Raw genomic sequence first — 18,374 nt, 5'->3', positions numbered from 1 at the left:
CCGATAATCAGAATCGAGGTCAGCATGTCGAAGATGGAAACCTTCAATCCCGCTACCGAAACGCCGATCGCCAGCTACGAGGTGATGGACCGTGAAACTGCGCTGGCCAAGGTCGAGGCGTGTCACGCGGCGTTCCTCGACTGGCGCACCAAGACCCATCAGGAGCGCGCGCCGCACCTGACGAGGATCGCAGAGGCGCTGCGCAACCACGCAGATGAACTGGCAGAGCTGATGACCCGCGAGGTGGGCAAGCTCTACCGCGATGGCAAGACCGAGGTGGAGTTGTGTGCGCAGATTTTCGAATACACCGCAGAACACGGCCCGACCGAACTCGCCGATGAGCCGCGCTCCCATGCGGGGGGCAAGAAGGACGGGCTTGTGACCTACAGCCCGATTGGCGTGATCTACTCGATCCAGCCCTGGAACTTCCCGCTCTACCAGCCGGTGCGGGTGCTGGCCGCCAACCTGATGGCGGGCAATGGCGTCGTGCTGAAACACGCGTCGATCTGCACGGGCAGCGGGCTGCGCCTGCGCGAGCTGTGCATCGAGGCGGGTCTGCCCGAGGATCTGTTTCAGGTGGTGGTCATCGACCACGACACCTCGGACGATCTGATCGCGCACAGGCTGGTGCGCGGTGTGACCATGACCGGCAGCGACGGCGCAGGTCGTCATATCGGCGCGCTGGCCAGCAAGCACCTCAAGAAGACCGTGCTGGAGTTGGGGTCGAACGACGCCTACCTCGTGCTCGAAAAGGCCGATGTGGAACTGGCGGTGAAGACCAGCGTCATGGGGCGGCTCTTCAACAACGGCGAGACCTGTGTTTCGGCCAAGCGCTTTGTCGTGACCAACGCGGTCTATGACGCTTTCGTCGACGCCTTTGTCGAGCAGATGAAGGCGATCCGGATGGGTGATCCGATGGACGAAGACACCCAGCTTGGGCCGCTTTCGAGCAAGGATCAGTTCGATACGGTGAAAGAGCAGGTGACCAAGAGTGTCACCAAGGGCGCAAAGCTGCTCTGCGGTGGCACGCCGAGCGACGACACCGGGCATTATTACCCGGCCACCGTGCTGGCGGATGTCACACCCGGCATGCCCGCCTATGACGACGAAATCTTCGGCCCCGTGGCCGCCGTGATCCGCGCCGAGGATGACGAGGACGCGATGCGCATTGCCAATGACAGCCGTTATGGCTTGGGCGGTGGCATCTTCTGTCAGGACGAAGAGCACGCGGTGAAACTCGCCCGTGATCATTTCGACACCGGTATGGTGCGGATCAACAGCTTTGGCGCGGCGGACCCGAACATGCCGTTCGGTGGCGTCAAGGACTCAGGCTACGGCCGCGAACATGGCGGGTTCGGGATGAAGGAGTTCGTGAACATCAAGGCGATCTTCCGTCCCTGAACCGACCGCTCCCATCTGAAAGGAAAGTCCATGAATATTCTCGTCGCCGGGGCCACCGGCAAAACAGGCCTGCGCCTGACCCAAACCCTCTTGGCCAATGGCCACCACCCGATTGCGCTCGTGCGCGACAGTTCGGACACCTCGGACCTACCCAATGGCACCGAGACGCGCCTCGGCGATCTGACCGACCTGCAACCGGGCGTCTGCGAAGGCTGCGACGTGGTGGTCTTTGCCGCCGGATCGGGCAGCAGCACCGGGCCGGAGATGACCGACAAGGTGGACCGCGACGGCGCCAAGCGGCTGATCGATCTGGCCAAGGATTCGGGCGTGTCGCGCTTTGTAATGCTCAGCACCGTGGGGGCGGGCGACCCGGACCCCGACAGCAAGCTGGGGCATTACCTGATGGCCAAGCACGAGGCGGACGAACACCTCAAAGCGTCAGGGCTGGACTTCGCCATCCTGCGGCCCGTGGCGCTGACGGACGAGGACGGGTCGCGCGACATCGTCTTTGGCGATGCCGTGGACTTGCAGGGCGAAGCCGCCCGGGGCGACGTTGCCTATGTGCTGGCGCAGGCGGTGGATGACCCGGAGTGGCGCGGCAGGACGCTGTTGATGGCGTCGGCGTGAGATTGGGGGTGCGTGCTTCTGTGCGCACCTTTTTTGTTGGGGTGGTGCGTGAAATCATAGCGAAGCTCTGAAATTTCGCATTCTCGCCTCAATCAACCCAGAGCGATACGATAAGGAATGCATCGCGCGTGAGTTGCGCGTCGTAACGTTTGTCTGGTAAAAAGGAAAACTCATGTTGAAACGCATACTCATTGCAAGTTTACTTTGGTCATCGTCGCCGGTTTCGGTCAGCGCATTCGAGATCAAACAGCCCGATGCAGTTTTCAACGAACCATTTAAGTCACAGCGCCAAGCCTGTCTTGACCAATTCGAGACGGCACTTGTGAGCCGATTTGATAAACTGACCTCTATCTCATTGGATAACCCGTCATTCTTCAGCGACATTGACGGGACTTATGCACTTGTCACCTTCGCTGGCGTCACATTCGAGAGCGACCATGGGACTGCAAACGGTGCGATCACCTGCCTCTTTCTGGAAGGTGGACGTCGGTTGGCCCACGTGTCAGCGACGTTTGAGCGCCCCGGTCTCATAGGGGCGGCACGCGCTGGCTTTCCTCAACAGCGCCTGCTGTCTGCCGGAGCGCAAGTATTTTAGCAGATCCAGGGTGCGTGACATCACGCACCCTACGCCATGTCACCACGTCCGATCACACAGCAAGCGTCCGACCGGGTGGGCGCGGAACGCGCCCGCCATGGGGCGGGCGGACGCGTCGCCGCCGCTGCGCGACGGCGGGTTTCAGAATATCTGGCGTAGAGATCTGGTAGGGTGCGTGCTCGCACGCACCATAACTCAAAGTCCCACAAAGGTGCGTGAAATCACGCACCCTACGGCGTGGTCCCCAATCACCCCCGCTTCCGACGCCGCACCCGACCGCCGTCACTCCCGTCCCCCTGCGTGTTGAAGCCGACGGCGGGCAACTCCACCACCTTTCCCAGTTCCGGGAACGGGTCGGTGGCGTGGGGGATGGCGTTGGCGGCGACGAAATGTTCCTGAAAGCGCGGCTCGATGGCGGTTTCGACCTTGGTGATCTCGCGCACGGTGCGTTCGATCTCGGCCCGGGCGGCCAGATTGCAGAGCGCGATGCGCGCGCCGGTTCCTGCGGCATTGCCCGCGCTTGAGACCTTGTCGAGCGGCACGTCCGGGATCATCCCCAGCACCATCGCGTGTTTGGCGCTGATATGCGCGCCGAACGCGCCTGCCAGCACCACGCGGTCCACCACGTCCACACCCATCTCGTCCATGAGCAGCCGCGCGCCCGCGTAGAGCGCGGATTTCGCCAACTGGATCGCGCGGATGTCGCCCTGGGTGACCGTGATGCGCGGGCCACCCTCGGCGGTGGCGTCGTGGATCAGGTAGGCGTTGGTACGGCCTTCGGCAAAGCAGCGGTCGGTCCCGGTCTGCGCCGCCGATCCGATCAGGCCCGAGGGGTCGAGCAGCCCTGCGATGCGCAGCTCGGCCACGGCCTCGATGATGCCCGAGCCGCAGATGCCGGTGATGCCGGTGGCGGCGGTCTCGTCCCAGAAGCCGTCCTCGTCCGACCACTTGTCACAGCCGATCACCCGGAAGCGCGGTTCCTTGGTGACGGGGTCGATGCGGATCGCCTCGATGGCACCCGGAGCAGCGCGCTGGCCGGAGGAGATCTGCGCGCCCTCGAAGGCGGGGCCGGTGGGTGAGGAACAGGCCAGCACGCGGCTGGTGTTGCCCAGCAGGATCTCCGCATTGGTGCCCACATCGACGATCAGCACGAGGTCATCGGATTTGCCCGGCTCCTCGGACAGGGCGACGGCGGCGGCATCAGCCCCCACATGGCCCGCGATGCAGGGCAGCAGGTAGATCTGGGCGCTGGCGGGCAGGGCGGTCAGGTCCAGATCGCGGGCGGTCAGGTTGAGGTGGTTCGACGTGGCCAGCGCAAAGGGGGCCTGTCCCAGTTCGACGGGGTCGATCCCGAGGAGCAGGTGGTGCATCACCGGGTTGCAGACGAACACCGTCTCAAGGATCAGGGACGGGTCGATCTGTGCCTCTTTGGCAATCTCCTCGGCCAGCGTGTTGATCGCCTCGCGCACGGCGCGGGTCATTTCCATGTCGCCGCCGGGGTTCATCATGGCGTAGGAGACGCGGCTCATCAGGTCTTCGCCAAAGCGGATCTGCGGGTTCATGATGCCCGAGCTGGCCACCACTTCGCCCGTGTCGAGATTGGTCAGGTGTGCGGCAACGGTGGTGGAGCCAAGGTCGATGGCGAGGCCGTAGAGGCCCTTTTCGTGCAGGCCGGGCCACGCGGCGATGATCTGCGGCGTGGCGGTGGCGGTGGTCTTGTGCAGGGCGACGGTGATCGCCCAATGGCCCTTGCGCAGGATAGGTTGCAGGCGGGTCAGCACCGGGAAGGCGCAGGTGACGTCGTCGATCTCCCACTGGTCTTTGAGCGCGCGGGCCACACGCTCCAGATCGCCGGTGGGGGTGTGCATGTCGGGCTCGTCGACTTCGATGTAGTAAAGCCGGGTGGCCGGGTCCATCTCGATCACCCGCGCGCTGGCCGCCTTGCGGACAACCTGACGGTGCACCTGGGATTCCGGCGGCACGTCGATCACGATGTCGCCCTGCACCTTGGCCTGACAGCCCAGACGACGCCCCGGCTTCAGCCCGCGCTTTTCGTCATACCGCGCCTCGACCGCGTTCCAGTCGGAGAGCGCGCCGTCCTTGGCGGTGACGCCATGCTTTGAGAACTCGCCATAGCCCGGCGTGATCTGGCATTTCGAACAGATGCCACGCCCGCCGCAGACGCTGTCGAGATCGACACCCAATTGCCGTGCGGCGGTCAGGACCGGCGTGCCGACCGGAAACCGGCCGCGTTTGCCGGAGGGGGTGAAGACGACGAGCGGGTCTTGATTTGCCATGGGATTCTCTCTGGTCTTGGTTGAGGCGGACCATAGCGTTCCGCGCGTCGGGAAAAAGGTGATTTGCGTCATAATCTTTATGCAGAGCGGCATGGCGTGCAGCGTTGACCGCTGCGCGCCCGGGGTGTCACACTGCGACACGCGTCAAAGGAGTGTGTCATGCGTAACCTGTTCCGTCTTATCACCCATGGCGCGGCCTTTCTCGCAGGGCTTGCTTTGGGGATCTACATCCTGCCCATCCTGACAGCCGCCCCTGCGCCCGATGCGGGTATGCTCGAGGAAAAGGCGTCCCGCGCGCTCTATTCGGTTGAGCTGACGCGCGACCTGCGGGGCAGCGATTTCCTGCATTGGGGCGAGGGCATGATCAGCGTCACGCCTGAAGAGATCGTGCATGAGGGCAAGCTGGCTCCGGGGCCGGATTACAAGCTCTATCTGACCAAGGAATTCGTCGATCACGAGGACGCGTTCGAACCGATCAAGTCCGAGGCGGTGTTGATCGGGGACGTCAAATCCTTTTCGGGTTTCCTGCTTGCCGTGCCCGAGGGTGTGGACGTGGGCGCGTACACCACGGTCGTGGTCTGGTGTGAGGCATTTGGCGAATTCATCACCGCCGGGCAATACAAGTAGCGCGCACGACGACCCCGCCGCGGCAGGCCGGGCAGGATGTCGAAACCGGATTTATGATGGAAGCGGCGCCGCCCCGTAGGCCTGACCGTTCTCTCGTTCTGCCGAAACCTGCGTTTCGGGACCTGTACCCCCGAAAAGGGGTCTTCTGGACCGGTCTCTCATGGTCGTCCCCGGCTTGGGGCATATGAGAGCGATGTCAGTTCTGGTGTCGCGGCATGGGAGTGACCCTTCCCGCTCAAAAGCTTTTGTGCGCAGGAAGGTGCCGTTCAACTGTTAAGGATTGGAAAAACCAGCGAACGCTGGATGAATGATCTTTTGTGCCAAGCCCGCCCGATCGGGCTCAGCCCTTGCCTTCCAGCCAGCGCAGGATCTCGCCCCGGTCGCCGTCCAGATCGGGGGCGGCGGGACGGACGGTGGGATCGCCGAGACCGGACATCTTGATCGGATTTCCCGCCGCCTTGAAGGCCGGACGGCCGTTGCGGTCAAGCACATCCACCACCATGTTCCGCGCGAGGATCTGCGGATCCCGCATCACCTGCGCGACGTCCTGAATGGGACCACTGGGGATGCCCGCCGCGCCCAGCTTGGCGATCCAGTACGCGCGGGTCTTGTCGATGGTCACAGCCTCGATCAGCCGCTTGAGCAGGCGGGCATTCTCGACCCGGGCGGGATTGGTGGCGAAACGGTCATCATCGGCCAGCGGCAGGTTCAGTGCGACGCAGAGCTTTTCGAAGAGCACGTCGTTTCCGGCGGCGATCACGAAGAGCCCGTCCGACGCGTGGAAGGTCTCGAACGGTGCAATCGACGGGTGCCGCGCGCCCGTTGGCGCGGGCGGCGTGCCGGTCACGGTGGTGATCGCGATGGCGTGCTCCAGGATCGCCAGTTGCGCGTCCAGCATCGCCACGTCCACCTTGCGGCCTTGCCCGCTGCGTTCGCGGTCCATCAGCGCTGCCAGCACGCCCTGGCACAGATACATACCTGCCACGATATCGCCGATAGAGGCCCCCACGCGCACGGGTTCGCGGCCTTTCTCACCGGTGATCGACATCACCCCGCCGCGCGCCTGCACGACCATGTCATAGGCGGGGCGCTTGGCCTCGGGGCCGGTATGGCCAAAGCCTGACACGGCCCCGTAGATCAGGCGCGGGTACCGGGCGTGCAGATCGTCCCAGCCGTAGCCCAGCCGTTCCATCACGCCGGGGCGGTAGTTCTCGAGGATCACATCGGCGCGGGCCAGCAGACGTTCGAAAATCGCGCGGTCTTCCTCTTTCTTGAGGTCAAGCGCGATGGATTTCTTGCCGTGATTGATCGCGGCAAAATAGGCCGATTTGCCCTTGGTGAAGGGCGGAAAGGCGCGGGTGTCGTCGCCCGTGCCGGGGCGTTCCACCTTTATCACATGCGCGCCCAGATCGGCGAGTGTCATCGAACAGAAAGGTCCTGCCAGCACATGAGTGAGATCGAGGACCGTGATGCCTGAGAGCGGTTTTGTCATGTCTTGCCTGCCGAGTCGTTTTTCCCAAGTGAACGCAGGCAGACAGCGGCTTGCAACAGCGCTGTGTCAGATCGGCGAAAACCTGTGGGTGGCGCTCATGTGCCGCGCTGTGCCCGCGCATGAAAGACAAAGCCCAAAAGGTTCATCAGAACTTGCGCCGCAAGGATCGAGGTCGATCCCGTGGGGTCGTAATCCGGGGCGACTTCGACAAGGTCGACGCCGACGATCTCGTGCCGGTTGGCCACCTGCTGCAGAAGTTCAAGCACATCGTAATAGAGAAAGCCGCCATGGCTGGGCGTGCCGGTGCCCGGTGCGATGGAGGGGCAGAAGGCGTCGATGTCGATGGTGATGTAGACGGGCGCGCCGTGGGGCAGGCGGCTGGCCACACCTTCGGGGCCAAGGGCGCGGGCCTGCCGGACTGACAGGATGTCCGATCCGCGGGCGCGCGCGTCCTCATAGCCTTCACGTGCGGTGGAACTGACATTGCGGATGCCGACCTGTGTCAGGCCGCTGACCCAGGCCTTTTCGGACGCGCGTCGCATCGGGTTGCCGTGGCCATTGCGCACGCCGTGGCGTTCGTCGACGAAATCGAGATGGGCGTCGATCTGCAGGATGTGGAACGGCTCCGCGCCCTCAAACGCATCAATGCACGGAATGTTGATCGAATGATCGCCACCGATCACCACCGGCAAAGCGCCCGCCGCGCGGATCGCTTCGACCCCTTTGCGAATATTGGCGTGGCTCTGGACCGTGTCAGTGTGCACGATGTCGGCATCGCCCAGATCGACGATCCGGGCGTCAGCAAGATAGGTCACGTCGTCTTCGTGGTCATAGGCCCCGGCATGACCGAAGCTGAAGAGCGTCGAGGCCTCGCGCACGCCGCGCGGGCCGAACCGGGCACCGGCGCGCCACTGTGTTCCAGCATCGAAGGGCGCACCAAGGATCGCCACATCGGCGTCGATGGTGCTCCAATCTGCCACATAGGGATTGCGGCCGAAGGTGCAGATGCCTGTGAAGGGCAGGTTCAGACGTCCTGCCTCATATCCATGTGCCATGGGGGATGCTCCTGTTGATCCGGGGTCAGACTGCGGCAGCGACGCGCAGGCGTAAAGAGCGGATTGGGGCTTTCCCCCAAGGGCAAGCCATGCAATAGGGACGTGCCTAACGATGCTGTCCGTGGAAAGGAATTCCGATGGAGATTCGCGAGGCTCTCACCTTTGATGACGTACTTCTGGTGCCGGGCGCGTCCGAAGTCCTGCCCGCCACCGCCGACACGCGGACCCGCGTGACGAAGAGCATCGCACTGAACATTCCGCTGCTCAGTTCCGCGATGGACACGGTCACCGAAGGGCGCATGGCGATCACCATGGCGCAGGCCGGAGGCATCGGGGTGATCCACAAGAACCTGAGCGTCGAACAGCAGGCGCGCGAAGTGCGGCGCGTCAAACGCTTTGAATCGGGCATCGTCTACAGCCCGGTCACGCTGCGCGCCAATCAGACGCTGGCGGATGCCAAAGCGTTGATCGAACGATACAATTTCACCGGATTCCCGGTGGTGGACGAGCAGGGCCGCGTGGTGGGCATCGTGACCAACCGCGACATGCGTTTTGCCACGTCCGATGACACGCCGGTCAGCGTGATGATGACCTCCAAGGACTTGGCGATCCTGCGCGAACCCGCCGACCGGGACGAGGCGATCAGCCTGATGAAATCACGGCGGATCGAAAAGCTGCTGGTCGTCGACAAGGATGACAAGCTGACCGGGTTGCTGACGCTCAAGGACACGCAACAGGCTGTGCTCAATCCGACCGCATGCAAGGACGATCTGGGCCGGTTGCGCGTTGCCGCCGCCACCTCCGTGGGTGATGCGGGTTTCGAACGCACGCAAGAGTTGGTCGCGGCGGGTGTGGACATCGTGGTGATCGACACCGCGCATGGTCACAGCCGTGGCGTGATCGAGGCCGTGACCCGCGCCAAGACCCTGTCGAACGAGGTGCAGGTCATCGCGGGCAACGTCGCCACAGCCGAGGCCACGCGCGCTCTGATTGATGCAGGCGCCGACGCGATCAAGGTGGGCATCGGTCCGGGGTCGATCTGCACGACGCGCATGGTGGCGGGTGTCGGCGTGCCGCAGCTGACCGCGATCATGGATTGCGCGCAGGCGGCCGGCGACATTCCGGTCATCGCGGATGGCGGGATCAAGTTCTCGGGCGATTTCGCCAAGGCCATCGCCGCGGGGGCGTCTTGCGCCATGGTGGGCAGCATGATCGCCGGGACGGATGAAAGCCCGGGCGAGGTGATCCTCTATCAGGGCCGCAGCTTCAAGGCCTATCGGGGCATGGGCTCCATCGGGGCGATGGCGCGGGGATCGGCGGATCGTTATTTCCAGAAGGACGCCGCCAACGACAAGCTGGTACCCGAGGGAATCGAAGGGCAGGTGCCCTACAAGGGCTCTGCCAGCGCGGTGCTTCACCAGTTGGTGGGCGGTCTGCGCGCCGCCATGGGCTATACCGGCTGCGCCACGATCGACGACATGCGGACCAAGTGCAAATTCGTCAAGATCACGGGTGCCGGGCTCAAGGAAAGCCATGTGCATGACGTTCAGATCACGCGCGAGTCGCCGAATTACCGGCTGGCCTGATCCGGTCCGATGACACCTGCCGCGCGATGGGCCGCCGCTGCCACCGTGCTCGACCAGATCGAGGCCGGGGAACCTGCGGAAAAGGCGTTGACGACCTGGGCGCGCAAGTCACGGTTTGCCGGATCGCGTGACCGCGCTGCGATCCGCGATCACGTCTTCGACATCCTGCGCTGCTGGCGCAGTACTGCGGCCTTGGGCGGTGGAACCACAGGGCGTGCCCGGGTGCTGGGGCGGGTGCGGCAGATCGGCGAAGACCCGGATATGGTGTTCACAGGCGATGGGTATGCGCTCGCCCCGCTGACCGATGCGGAACGCAGTGCCGGTGAACAGCCTGTCGGTGCTGCGGCCTGTGACCTTCCCGATTGGATTTATGACATATGTGCCAATGACCTGGGCGAGGATGTTCACGCAACGGCCGAAGCGTTGCGCCATCGCGCTGCGGTCTTCCTGAGGGTCAATCTCCTCAAGGCCGACCGCGACAGCGCGCAATCGGCGCTTGCCGCCGAGGGCATCATCACCCAGCCACATCCGCTTTCGGACGCGGCGCTGGAAGTGACCGAAGGCGCGCGGAAGGTGGCGCAGAGCAGGGCGTTCCAGACCGGTCTTGTCGAGTTGCAGGATGTGGCCAGCCAGGCCGTGGTCGATGCGCTGCCGGTTCGGCCTGGGCAGCGGTGCCTCGACTATTGCGCCGGGGGCGGCGGCAAGACGCTGGCTTTGGCGGCGCGGCTGAAAGGACCTGTCCACGCCCATGACGCCGACCCGCGCCGCATGTCGGATCTTCCCAACCGCGCCGAACGCGCGGGTGCGCAGGTGACGACAGTGGCCCGACCCAAGGGTCTTTATGATCTCGTCCTGTGCGATGTGCCCTGTTCAGGCAGTGGCTCGTGGCGGCGTGCCCCGGAGGGCAAGTGGCGCCTGACGCCGGACCGTCTGCAGGCGGTAACACAGGTACAGGCGGACATCCTTGACCATGTCGCGGGACTGGTCGCGCCTGACGGCACGCTTGCCTACGCGACCTGTTCGATGCTGCGCCGCGAAAACGAAGACCAGATCACCCGTTTTCTGGCGCGGCATGAGGAGTGGACCTGCACCACGCAGACAAGATTTGGTCTTGAGGCCGGGGGCGACGGCTTCTTCGTGGCGATCTTGACGCGAATCTGACTTGCAAATACAATCCAAGATTGCGTCCTTGTTAAGCGTCGCTTAAGTGTCATGCGGTCTAATGGCAGGGAACCAGTGTTCCCGAGGCCCGTTTGATGACCGTTTCCGATTACGCTTTGCCTGCCTCACGACGTGCTGCCCTGCCTTCGGCGTGGTTGCTTGTCTGCGCCTGCCTTGCTGCCGGGCTGGCCGTCGTCGCGCCCGAGGCGATGGTCCGATCCATTCTCTGGACCATGGCAGGCGCTTTGGGCGTGGCGTTCGTGCTCCGGCTGCTCTGGCAGGCGCTGCGCAGCCATCAGCAGAAAAAATATATGCATCACATGGCGTTGATGGTCGAACATGATGTGTCGCCATGCCTGTTGACTGACCTGCAGGGGCAGGTGATCCGCGCCAACAAGGCGGCGATCAAGACCTACCGGGCAGGCGACGGGCGCACCCTGCGTGACATCCTCGGCACACAGGTGGCGGATGCCTCGGGCCTGATCCACCGGCTGCAGACGGCCACGCACAAAGACGGGATTGCGTCCGAGAAGGTGATTCTGCCGGATCGCCATCTTGGCGTGACGGCGCATCAGGTGGGACCCTCGGCCATCCTGTGGCGCTGCGACCTCTCCGTTCTTCGGGACGATCCCGCTGTGCAGGCGCAGGTCAGCTATCCCACGCATACCATCGGTCGCGGGGGCACCGTGCTCTGGATGAATGCCGCCGCGCGCGATCTTGCTGGCGGCCGCGTGCGCGCGGTCGAAGATCTGATCACGGATCCTCCGTTGCGGGCGGGCCATGTGCATCAGGTGCGCACCACGGGCGACGCACGCGAATTCACCGTCAACATCCACCCTGCGGGTCTCGGACGGGAAGAGGTCGTGTTCGTACCGAAGCCCGACAGCGACTCCGACATCCCTGTGGACATGGGGTTTGAAACGCTGCCCGTGCCATTGCTTAAGGTCAGCCCGAACGGGGAGATCGCAACAGCCAACCGCAGCGCACGGGACCTCCTGCACGCCGATGCCGATACAGACCGGTCACTGGCCGACCTGATGGAAGGGTTGGGGCGTTCGATCCCCGACTGGCTGGCGGATGCGGCCGCGGGAAAAGGTCTTGGCAGATCCGAATTCCTGCGTCTGACCCGCCCACAACAGGAGGTGTTCGTTCAGGTCACGCTCACGCGTATCGTCGAACAGGGCAAGGTCCTGCTGGTGGCCGTGCTGAACGATGCCACCGAGCTCAAGAGCCTTGAGGCACAATTCGTGCAAAGCCAGAAGATGCAGGCGATCGGACAGCTCGCGGGCGGTGTTGCGCATGACTTCAACAATCTTCTGACAGCGATTTCAGGTCATTGCGACCTCTTGTTGCTGCGCCACGATGCCGGAGATCCTGAATATGGCGATCTGGTTCAGATCCATCAGAACGCCAACCGCGCCGCAGCCCTGGTCGGGCAATTGCTCGCCTTCTCGCGCAAGCAGACGCTGCGGTCCGAACGGCTTGAATTGCGGGATATCCTGTCGGACCTGACCTATCTGCTCAACAGGCTTGTCGGGGAAAAGGTCGAGCTTGAATTGCGCCAATCTCCGACCCTGCCGCCCATACGGGCCGACAAGCGGCAATTAGAACAGGTGATCATGAACCTTGTGGTCAATGCACGCGATGCGATGTCACAGGGCGGGACGATCCTGATCGAAACCGACCAGAGGATCGTCGAACGCCCCTTGAAGCAGGGCCGAGCCCGCGTGCCTTCTGGATCCTATGTCGTCGTCCGCGTTCAGGACGAAGGGATCGGCATCGCGCCCGACAAGCTCGAAAAGGTGTTCGAGCCGTTCTACACCACCAAACGCACGGGCGAAGGGACGGGGCTTGGCCTCTCCACAGTCTACGGGATCGTCAAACAGACCGGTGGTTTCATCTTCGTGGACAGCACACCCGGCAAAGGCAGCGTGTTCACTCTGATGTTCCCCGTCTGCGATGACCCGGTCGCCGACCCACAGGTCCTGCCAGACCCGCCCCGCACAACCCCGATCCGCAACGGCGATGGTGTCGTCCTCCTCGTCGAGGACGAGGCGCCTGTCCGGGCCTTCGCGTCGCGCGCGCTGGCGCATCGCGGGTTTCACGTGATTGAGGCAGGGACGGCCGAGGACGCTCTGGAACTGCTGCGCGATGCCGATCTCAAGGTGGATGTCTTTGTCACAGACGTGGTGATGCCGGGGCTGGACGGGCCCAGCTGGGTGCGCAAGGCGCGTCAGATGCGCCCCGATGTGCCCGTGGTGTTCATGTCCGGCTATGCCGAGGATGTGTTCAAGTCACAGGGCGCCCAGATCGAAGCCTCGGCTTTTCTGGCCAAGCCCTTTTCGCTCGTCGAACTCACCTCGATCGTCAATCAGCAGCTCAGCATCAGCGCACCTGTCGCAACGCCTGCCACGGTGCAGTGACAAAAGACGTGTCAGCCGCCGCGCACCGGAATCGCCGACCAGAGCGCGAACTCGTCTGCCCGTTCCCGGCGCACCAGCGCCTCGACATCCGCCGAAAGATCGAGCGGCAGGGATGGAGAAACATTGGCGCTCGGAATTTCGGGCAGCTTGCCAAGCCGTTCGGCCAGGAAGGCGCGCAATCCGGCCTGATCCTCGTAGCGGAAGAAATGCGACACGGCGGTTCCGTTGGGCCGTGCCTCCACGAATTTCGCCTGGCTGCCCACATTGGCAAAGGCCGGAGGGTTAGGCGCGCAACACGCGGTCACGAAACTGTCGAAACTCTGCCCCTTGGTCGACGCAGGCCGTCCGTCCAGAGCAGGACGCTGACGATAGCGATACCAGCTGCCAAGCCAGCTCAGTGGTTCGCGGATCACCGCGACAAGCTCCATACTTTCGGCCCCCATCTTTTCGAACATTGGCCGGAAGAACCGGTTGTAGCGATAGACGGGCGCGTGTTTCAGCTCGGGTGGATCGCTCACCACCATGGAAGCCCGGGGACCAAGGGCCTCGGCAAAGGCGTGGGTGCCGGTCTTCGGGACCGACAAAAGCACCAGCCGTTCGTTCCAAAAAACCAGCATCGCTGCCCAATCCCGTTTTCTTCGGGTTCATAAACCACTCCTTAACCAGAAGGCGCAACAGTGGGTTTGAAAATAATCATTGAAATGTTCGCGTTTTGATCTCATAACCGAAAAGAACAAGAGGCGAACAAAAGCAGCAATTGCCGCCCCGGACGGGGTGTGGAATAAGGATCGAAAGCAATGGCAACGGCAGATCTTCTTACCATGGACAGCAAGCGGGACGCGAACAAACAGAAGGCGCTCGATTCGGCGCTGGCCCAGATCGAACGCCAGTTCGGCAAAGGCTCGATCATGAAGCTGGGTGGCGACAACGCCATGCGCGACATCGAGGCGACATCGACCGGATCGCTGGGGCTGGACATCGCGCTTGGCATCGGCGGCCTGCCGAAAGGCCGCATCGTCGAGATTTATGGCCCCGAAAGCTCGGGCAAGACGACGCTGACACTGCATGTCGTGGCCGAGGAACAGAAAAAAGGCGGTGTCTGCGCCTTTGTTGACGCCGAACACGCGCTTGATCCGCAATATGCGAAAAAGCTGGGTGTCGATCTGGACGAGCTGCTGATTTCGCAGCCCGACACCGGCGAACAGGCGCTGGAAATCGTCGACACTCTGGTACGTTCCGGCGCGGTGAGCCTTGTGGTGGTCGACTCGGTTGCGGCCCTGACGCCGAAATCGGAACTTGAAGGCGACATGGGGGACAGCAGCGTCGGCGTTCATGCCCGCCTGATGAGCCAGGCGATGCGCAAGCTGACCAGCTCGATTTCCCGGTCGAACTGCATGGTGATCTTCATCAACCAGATCCGCATGAAGATCGGCGTGATGTTCGGCAGCCCGGAAACCACGACTGGCGGCAACGCGCTCAAGTTCTACAGCTCGGTCCGTCTGGATATCCGCCGCATCGGTTCGATCAAGGACCGGGACGAGGTGGTGGGCAACGCCACCCGCGTGAAGGTGGTCAAGAACAAGGTGGCGCCGCCCTTCAAGCAGGTGGAATTCGACATCATGTATGGCGAAGGGATTTCCAAGACCGGCGAACTGATCGACCTTGGCGTGAAGGCTGGTGTGGTCGAAAAATCGGGTGCGTGGTATTCCTATGGCGACGAACGCATCGGGCAGGGACGGGAGAACGTGAAGACGTTTCTCAAGGAAAACACCGCCATGGCGCTCGAGATCGAAGACAAGATTCGCGCGGCGCATGGTCTGGATTTCGATATGTCCGCATCCGATGACGATGACATGCCGGACGACATCATCGACTCCTGACGACACGCAGATGGCGACTGCAGAAACGCCCCGGTGTCAGACATGAGACCGAGAATACTCGGAACGGGGTGGCGGATGCGCCACCCCGTTTCGATTTCGGCGTGACCTCTGCTGTGGACAGCCCCCGTGCCAAGGGCTATTTCACGTCGAACCCGGATCGCCCGGACCCCGAATACCATGCAGGTCAGGTCACACATGCCCACGCTGAACGATATCCGCTCTACCTTTCTGAACTATTTTGAAAAACAGGGTCACGAGGTGGTGGCCTCGAGCCCGCTTGTCCCGCGCAACGACCCGACGCTGATGTTCGCCAACTCGGGCATGGTGCAATTCAAGAACCTGTTCACAGGGGTCGAACACCGCGATTACAAGCGCGCGACCACGGCGCAGAAATGCGTGCGCGCGGGCGGCAAGCACAACGACCTCGACAACGTGGGTTACACCGCGCGGCACCATACCTTCTTTGAAATGCTGGGGAATTTCAGCTTTGGCGACTATTTCAAGGAAGAGGCGATCCCCTTCGCGTGGGAGCTGATCACCAAGCATTTCGGCATCCCGGCCGAGCGTTTGTACGTCACCATCTATCACACCGATGACGAGGCGTTCGAGATCTGGAAAAAGGTCGGCGTGCCGGAAAGCCGGATCATCAGGATCGCCACATCCGACAATTTCTGGCAGATGGGCCCGACCGGCCCCTGCGGGCCCTGCACCGAGATTTTCTACGACCATGGCGACCATATCTGGGGTGGCCCTCCGGGAAGCCCCGAGGAAGATGGCGACCGGTTCATCGAGATCTGGAACATCGTTTTCATGCAGAACGAACAGTTCGAGGACGGCTCGATGCGGGCGCTCGACATGCAGTCGATCGACACGGGCATGGGGCTGGAACGGATCGGCGCGCTCTTGCAGGGCAGCCACGACAATTACGACACCGACACGATGCGCGCGCTGATCGAGGCGTCGGCGAACGTGACCTCGTCCGATCCCGATGGTCCGGGCAAGACGCATCACCGGGTGATCGCGGATCATCTGCGCTCGACCTCGTTCCTGATCGCGGATGGGGTGATGCCCAGCAATGACGGGCGCGGCTACGTACTGCGCCGGATCATGCGCCGTGCGATGCGCCACGCGCATTTGCTGGGCTCGCAGGACCCGGTCATGCACAAGCTGGTCCCGGCGCTGGTGCGCCAGATGGGGGCGGCCTATCCGGAACTGCCACGGGCACAGGCGCTGATCGAAGAGACGCTGCGGTTGGAAGAAACGCGGTTCAAGCAGACGCTGGATCGCGGCCTCAAGCTGCTGGATGACGAGTTGAGCGGTCTGGCCGAGGATGCCCCGCTGCCCGGGGCTGCGGCGTTCAAGCTTTACGACACCTATGGCTTCCCGCTTGACCTGACGCAGGATGCGCTGCGCGAAAAGGGCCGGACGGTGGACACCGACGGGTTCGATGCGGCGATGGCGGAACAGAAGGCCAAGGCCCGTGCCGCGTGGGCGGGGACGGGTGAATCCGCAGACCTCGCGATCTGGTTCGATCTGGCCGAAACCCACGGGGCGACCGATTTCCTGGGCTATGACACCGAAAGCGCCGAAGGGCAGATGCTGGCGCTGATCAAGGATGGCGCTGTGGTGGACGCGCTGGCCGAGGGTGACACCGGTTGGATCGTGCTGAACCAGACGCCTTTTTATGGCGAATCCGGGGGTCAGGTGGGCGACACGGGCTGGCTGCGCCGTCTGGAAGACGAAGACGATCAGGCCGAAGTGACCGACACCCAGCGCATGGGCGGCGGCAAGGTGTTCGCGCATCATGTCACCATCAAGAGCGGGATGTTCAAGAAAGGCGAGGCGGTGCAGCTTGAGGTGGATCACAGCCGCCGCACCGCGATCCGGGCGAACCATTCGGCCACGCACCTTCTGCACGAGGCGCTGCGCCGGGCGCTTGGCGATCACGTCGCACAGCGCGGCTCGCTCAACGCGCCGGACCGGCTCCGGTTCGATTTCAGCCATGGCAAGGCGCTGACGCTTGAGGAATTGCGGCAGGTCGAGGCCGAGGTGAATGCCTATATCCGCCAGAACGCGCCTGTCGACACGCGGATCATGACGCCGGATGATGCCCGCGCCATCGGGGCGCAAGCGCTGTTCGGTGAGAAATACGGCGACGAGGTGCGCGTGGTTTCGATGGGCACGCAGACCGGTTCGGGCAAGGGCACGGATGGCAACACCTATTCGCTCGAGCTGTGCGGCGGCACCCATGTGCGGCGCACGGGCGACATCGGTGTCTTCGTCACGCTCGGTGATTCCGCGTCCAGTGCGGGTGTGCGCCGGATCGAGGCGCTGACCGGGGCGGATGCGTTCCGTTACCTGTCCGAGCAGGATCACCGTCTGGCGGAAGTGGCGCTGGAGTTGAAGGCGCAGGCCACGGATGTGCCCGCACGGGTGCGCGCGCTGCTCGATGAGCGCAAGGCGCTGTCGAACGAGGTCGCGCAACTGCGGCGGGAGCTGGCGATGGCCGGAGGGTCCGGTCAGGGCGGTGGTGCCGAGGCACGCGAGGTGAACGGCGTGAAATTCCTCGCTCAGGTGCTGTCGGGTGTGTCAGGCAAGGACCTGCCGCCGCTGATTGACGAACACAAGTCGCGCATCGGATCAGGTGCGGTGCTGCTGATCGCGGATACGGGCGGCAAGGCGGCCGTGGCTGCGGGTGTCACGTCGGACCTGATCGGCACGGTTTCCGCGGTTGATCTGGTCAAGGCGGCTGTGACAGAGTTGGGCGGCAAGGGCGGCGGTGGCCGTCCGGACATGGCGCAGGGCGGTGGCGCGTCGGTCGACAATGCCGACGCCGCGATCAAGGCCGCCGAAGCCGTTTTGGGAGGTTGAACCATGCCTGCACTCTGGATTGCCCATGTCACGGTGACGGACCCCGAGTCTTACGCAAAATATGCCGAACTGGCGGGCCCGGCGATTGCGAAACATGGCGGGCATTTCATTGCCCGCGGTGGTCGCTATGTGCAGCTTGAGGGGCAGGAACGGCCGCGCAACGTGGTGGCCAAGTTCCCGTCGGTGGAAGCGGCCGAGGCCTGCTACAACAGCCCGGACTACCAGAAAGCTCTGGATCACGCGCGCGACGCGTCCGAGCGCGAGTTGCTGATCGTCGAAACGACGGAGTGACGAAAAAGCGGCGCGACCATCATGGTCCGCGCCGCTCGTCAGGCCCGTGTGGGCAATGCTCGCGATAA

At 63.4% G+C, this 18,374-nt stretch carries 14 protein-coding genes; 10 read left to right on the top strand and 4 right to left on the bottom strand.

Features of this window, described 5'->3' with window-relative positions:
• The first annotated feature begins 24 nt into the window (after positions 1–24).
• From MRY75_RS20550 to MRY75_RS20540, 3 genes are all read left to right on the top strand, one after another.
• A complete protein-coding gene (locus MRY75_RS20550; RefSeq protein WP_292309847.1) occupies positions 25–1,401 on the top strand; it encodes an NAD-dependent succinate-semialdehyde dehydrogenase in 1,377 nt (458 codons plus the stop codon).
• Positions 1,402–1,431: 30 nt separating this feature from the next.
• Positions 1,432–2,028, top strand: a complete 597-nt coding sequence (locus MRY75_RS20545) for an SDR family oxidoreductase (RefSeq protein ID WP_292309846.1) — start codon at positions 1,432–1,434, stop codon at positions 2,026–2,028.
• A gap of 172 nt (positions 2,029–2,200) precedes the next feature.
• Positions 2,201–2,623 (top strand): hypothetical protein, encoded by a 423-nt coding sequence (locus tag MRY75_RS20540; protein WP_292309845.1) that lies wholly within the window; start codon positions 2,201–2,203, stop codon positions 2,621–2,623.
• 248 nt (positions 2,624–2,871) lie between these two features.
• Here the strand turns inward: MRY75_RS20540 and MRY75_RS20535 are convergent, their stop codons facing one another.
• The gene (locus tag MRY75_RS20535) at positions 2,872–4,920 is read right to left on the bottom strand and encodes an ASKHA domain-containing protein (RefSeq protein ID WP_292309844.1); all 2,049 of its coding nucleotides are present in this window, start codon (positions 4,918–4,920) and stop codon (positions 2,872–2,874) included.
• A 159-nt stretch (positions 4,921–5,079) separates the two neighbouring features.
• Between MRY75_RS20535 and MRY75_RS20530 the strand changes: the two genes are divergently transcribed.
• Complete coding sequence (locus MRY75_RS20530) at positions 5,080–5,547, top strand: DM13 domain-containing protein (RefSeq protein ID WP_292309843.1); 468 nt, start codon at positions 5,080–5,082, stop codon at positions 5,545–5,547.
• Between the two features lie 340 nt (positions 5,548–5,887).
• Here MRY75_RS20530 and MRY75_RS20525 read toward each other — a convergent pair whose 3' ends face one another.
• A complete protein-coding gene (locus tag MRY75_RS20525) occupies positions 5,888–7,039 on the bottom strand; it encodes a CoA transferase (RefSeq protein WP_292309842.1) in 1,152 nt (383 codons plus the stop codon).
• Positions 7,040–7,134: 95 nt separating this feature from the next.
• Positions 7,135–8,094, bottom strand: coding sequence for an agmatinase (locus tag MRY75_RS20520; RefSeq protein WP_292309841.1), 960 nt, complete (start codon positions 8,092–8,094; stop codon positions 7,135–7,137).
• 137 nt (positions 8,095–8,231) lie between these two features.
• Between MRY75_RS20520 and guaB the strand changes: the two genes are divergently transcribed.
• From guaB to MRY75_RS20505, 3 genes are all read left to right on the top strand, one after another.
• Positions 8,232–9,680, top strand: coding sequence for an IMP dehydrogenase (guaB, locus tag MRY75_RS20515; RefSeq protein WP_292309840.1), 1,449 nt, complete (start codon positions 8,232–8,234; stop codon positions 9,678–9,680).
• A gap of 9 nt (positions 9,681–9,689) precedes the next feature.
• Positions 9,690–10,841: an RsmB/NOP family class I SAM-dependent RNA methyltransferase gene (locus tag MRY75_RS20510; RefSeq protein WP_292309839.1), complete on the top strand. Its 1,152-nt coding sequence runs from the start codon at positions 9,690–9,692 to the stop codon at positions 10,839–10,841.
• A 95-nt stretch (positions 10,842–10,936) separates the two neighbouring features.
• Complete coding sequence (locus MRY75_RS20505) at positions 10,937–13,264, top strand: PAS domain-containing hybrid sensor histidine kinase/response regulator (protein WP_292309838.1); 2,328 nt, start codon at positions 10,937–10,939, stop codon at positions 13,262–13,264.
• Positions 13,265–13,275: 11 nt separating this feature from the next.
• On the opposite strand, the gene MRY75_RS20500 is transcribed toward MRY75_RS20505, so the two are convergent.
• A complete protein-coding gene (locus MRY75_RS20500) occupies positions 13,276–13,881 on the bottom strand; it encodes a gamma-glutamyl kinase (protein ID WP_292309837.1) in 606 nt (201 codons plus the stop codon).
• A gap of 180 nt (positions 13,882–14,061) precedes the next feature.
• On the opposite strand from MRY75_RS20500, the gene recA reads away from it, so the two are divergent.
• From recA to MRY75_RS20485, 3 genes are all read left to right on the top strand, one after another.
• Positions 14,062–15,144: a recombinase RecA gene (recA, locus tag MRY75_RS20495; RefSeq protein WP_292309836.1), complete on the top strand. Its 1,083-nt coding sequence runs from the start codon at positions 14,062–14,064 to the stop codon at positions 15,142–15,144.
• Between the two features lie 195 nt (positions 15,145–15,339).
• On the top strand, positions 15,340–18,015 hold the full coding sequence (alaS, locus tag MRY75_RS20490) for an alanine--tRNA ligase (protein ID WP_292309835.1): 2,676 nt from the start codon (positions 15,340–15,342) through the stop codon (positions 18,013–18,015).
• A 3-nt stretch (positions 18,016–18,018) separates the two neighbouring features.
• Complete coding sequence (locus MRY75_RS20485) at positions 18,019–18,306, top strand: DUF1330 domain-containing protein (RefSeq protein ID WP_292309834.1); 288 nt, start codon at positions 18,019–18,021, stop codon at positions 18,304–18,306.
• Positions 18,307–18,374: the final 68 nt, after the last annotated feature.

Origin of the sequence: Marivita sp. (genome assembly GCF_022763305.1) — a bacterium.
GTDB lineage: Bacteria > Pseudomonadota > Alphaproteobacteria > Rhodobacterales > Rhodobacteraceae > Marivita.
The sequence above is the reverse complement of the archived record's forward strand: the minus strand, read 5'-3'. Positions and strand labels throughout refer to the sequence as shown.

Excerpts from the sequence above, each read along its gene's own strand:
- MRY75_RS20530 (WP_292309843.1), top strand. The coding sequence starts at position 5,080 with ATGCGTAACCTGTTCCGTCTTATCACCCATGGCGCGGCCTTTCTCGCA.
- MRY75_RS20485 (WP_292309834.1), top strand. The coding sequence starts at position 18,019 with ATGCCTGCACTCTGGATTGCCCATGTCACGGTGACGGACCCCGAGTCT.
- MRY75_RS20510 (WP_292309839.1), top strand. The coding sequence starts at position 9,690 with ATGACACCTGCCGCGCGATGGGCCGCCGCTGCCACCGTGCTCGACCAG.
- MRY75_RS20540 (WP_292309845.1), top strand. The coding sequence starts at position 2,201 with ATGTTGAAACGCATACTCATTGCAAGTTTACTTTGGTCATCGTCGCCG.
- MRY75_RS20550 (WP_292309847.1), top strand. The coding sequence starts at position 25 with ATGTCGAAGATGGAAACCTTCAATCCCGCTACCGAAACGCCGATCGCC.
- MRY75_RS20520 (WP_292309841.1), bottom strand. The coding sequence starts at position 8,094 with ATGGCACATGGATATGAGGCAGGACGTCTGAACCTGCCCTTCACAGGC.
- MRY75_RS20535 (WP_292309844.1), bottom strand. The coding sequence starts at position 4,920 with ATGGCAAATCAAGACCCGCTCGTCGTCTTCACCCCCTCCGGCAAACGC.
- recA (WP_292309836.1), top strand. The coding sequence starts at position 14,062 with ATGGCAACGGCAGATCTTCTTACCATGGACAGCAAGCGGGACGCGAAC.
- guaB (WP_292309840.1), top strand. The coding sequence starts at position 8,232 with ATGGAGATTCGCGAGGCTCTCACCTTTGATGACGTACTTCTGGTGCCG.
- MRY75_RS20545 (WP_292309846.1), top strand. The coding sequence starts at position 1,432 with ATGAATATTCTCGTCGCCGGGGCCACCGGCAAAACAGGCCTGCGCCTG.
- alaS (WP_292309835.1), top strand. The coding sequence starts at position 15,340 with ATGCCCACGCTGAACGATATCCGCTCTACCTTTCTGAACTATTTTGAA.
- MRY75_RS20525 (WP_292309842.1), bottom strand. The coding sequence starts at position 7,039 with ATGACAAAACCGCTCTCAGGCATCACGGTCCTCGATCTCACTCATGTG.
- MRY75_RS20505 (WP_292309838.1), top strand. The coding sequence starts at position 10,937 with ATGACCGTTTCCGATTACGCTTTGCCTGCCTCACGACGTGCTGCCCTG.
- MRY75_RS20500 (WP_292309837.1), bottom strand. The coding sequence starts at position 13,881 with ATGCTGGTTTTTTGGAACGAACGGCTGGTGCTTTTGTCGGTCCCGAAG.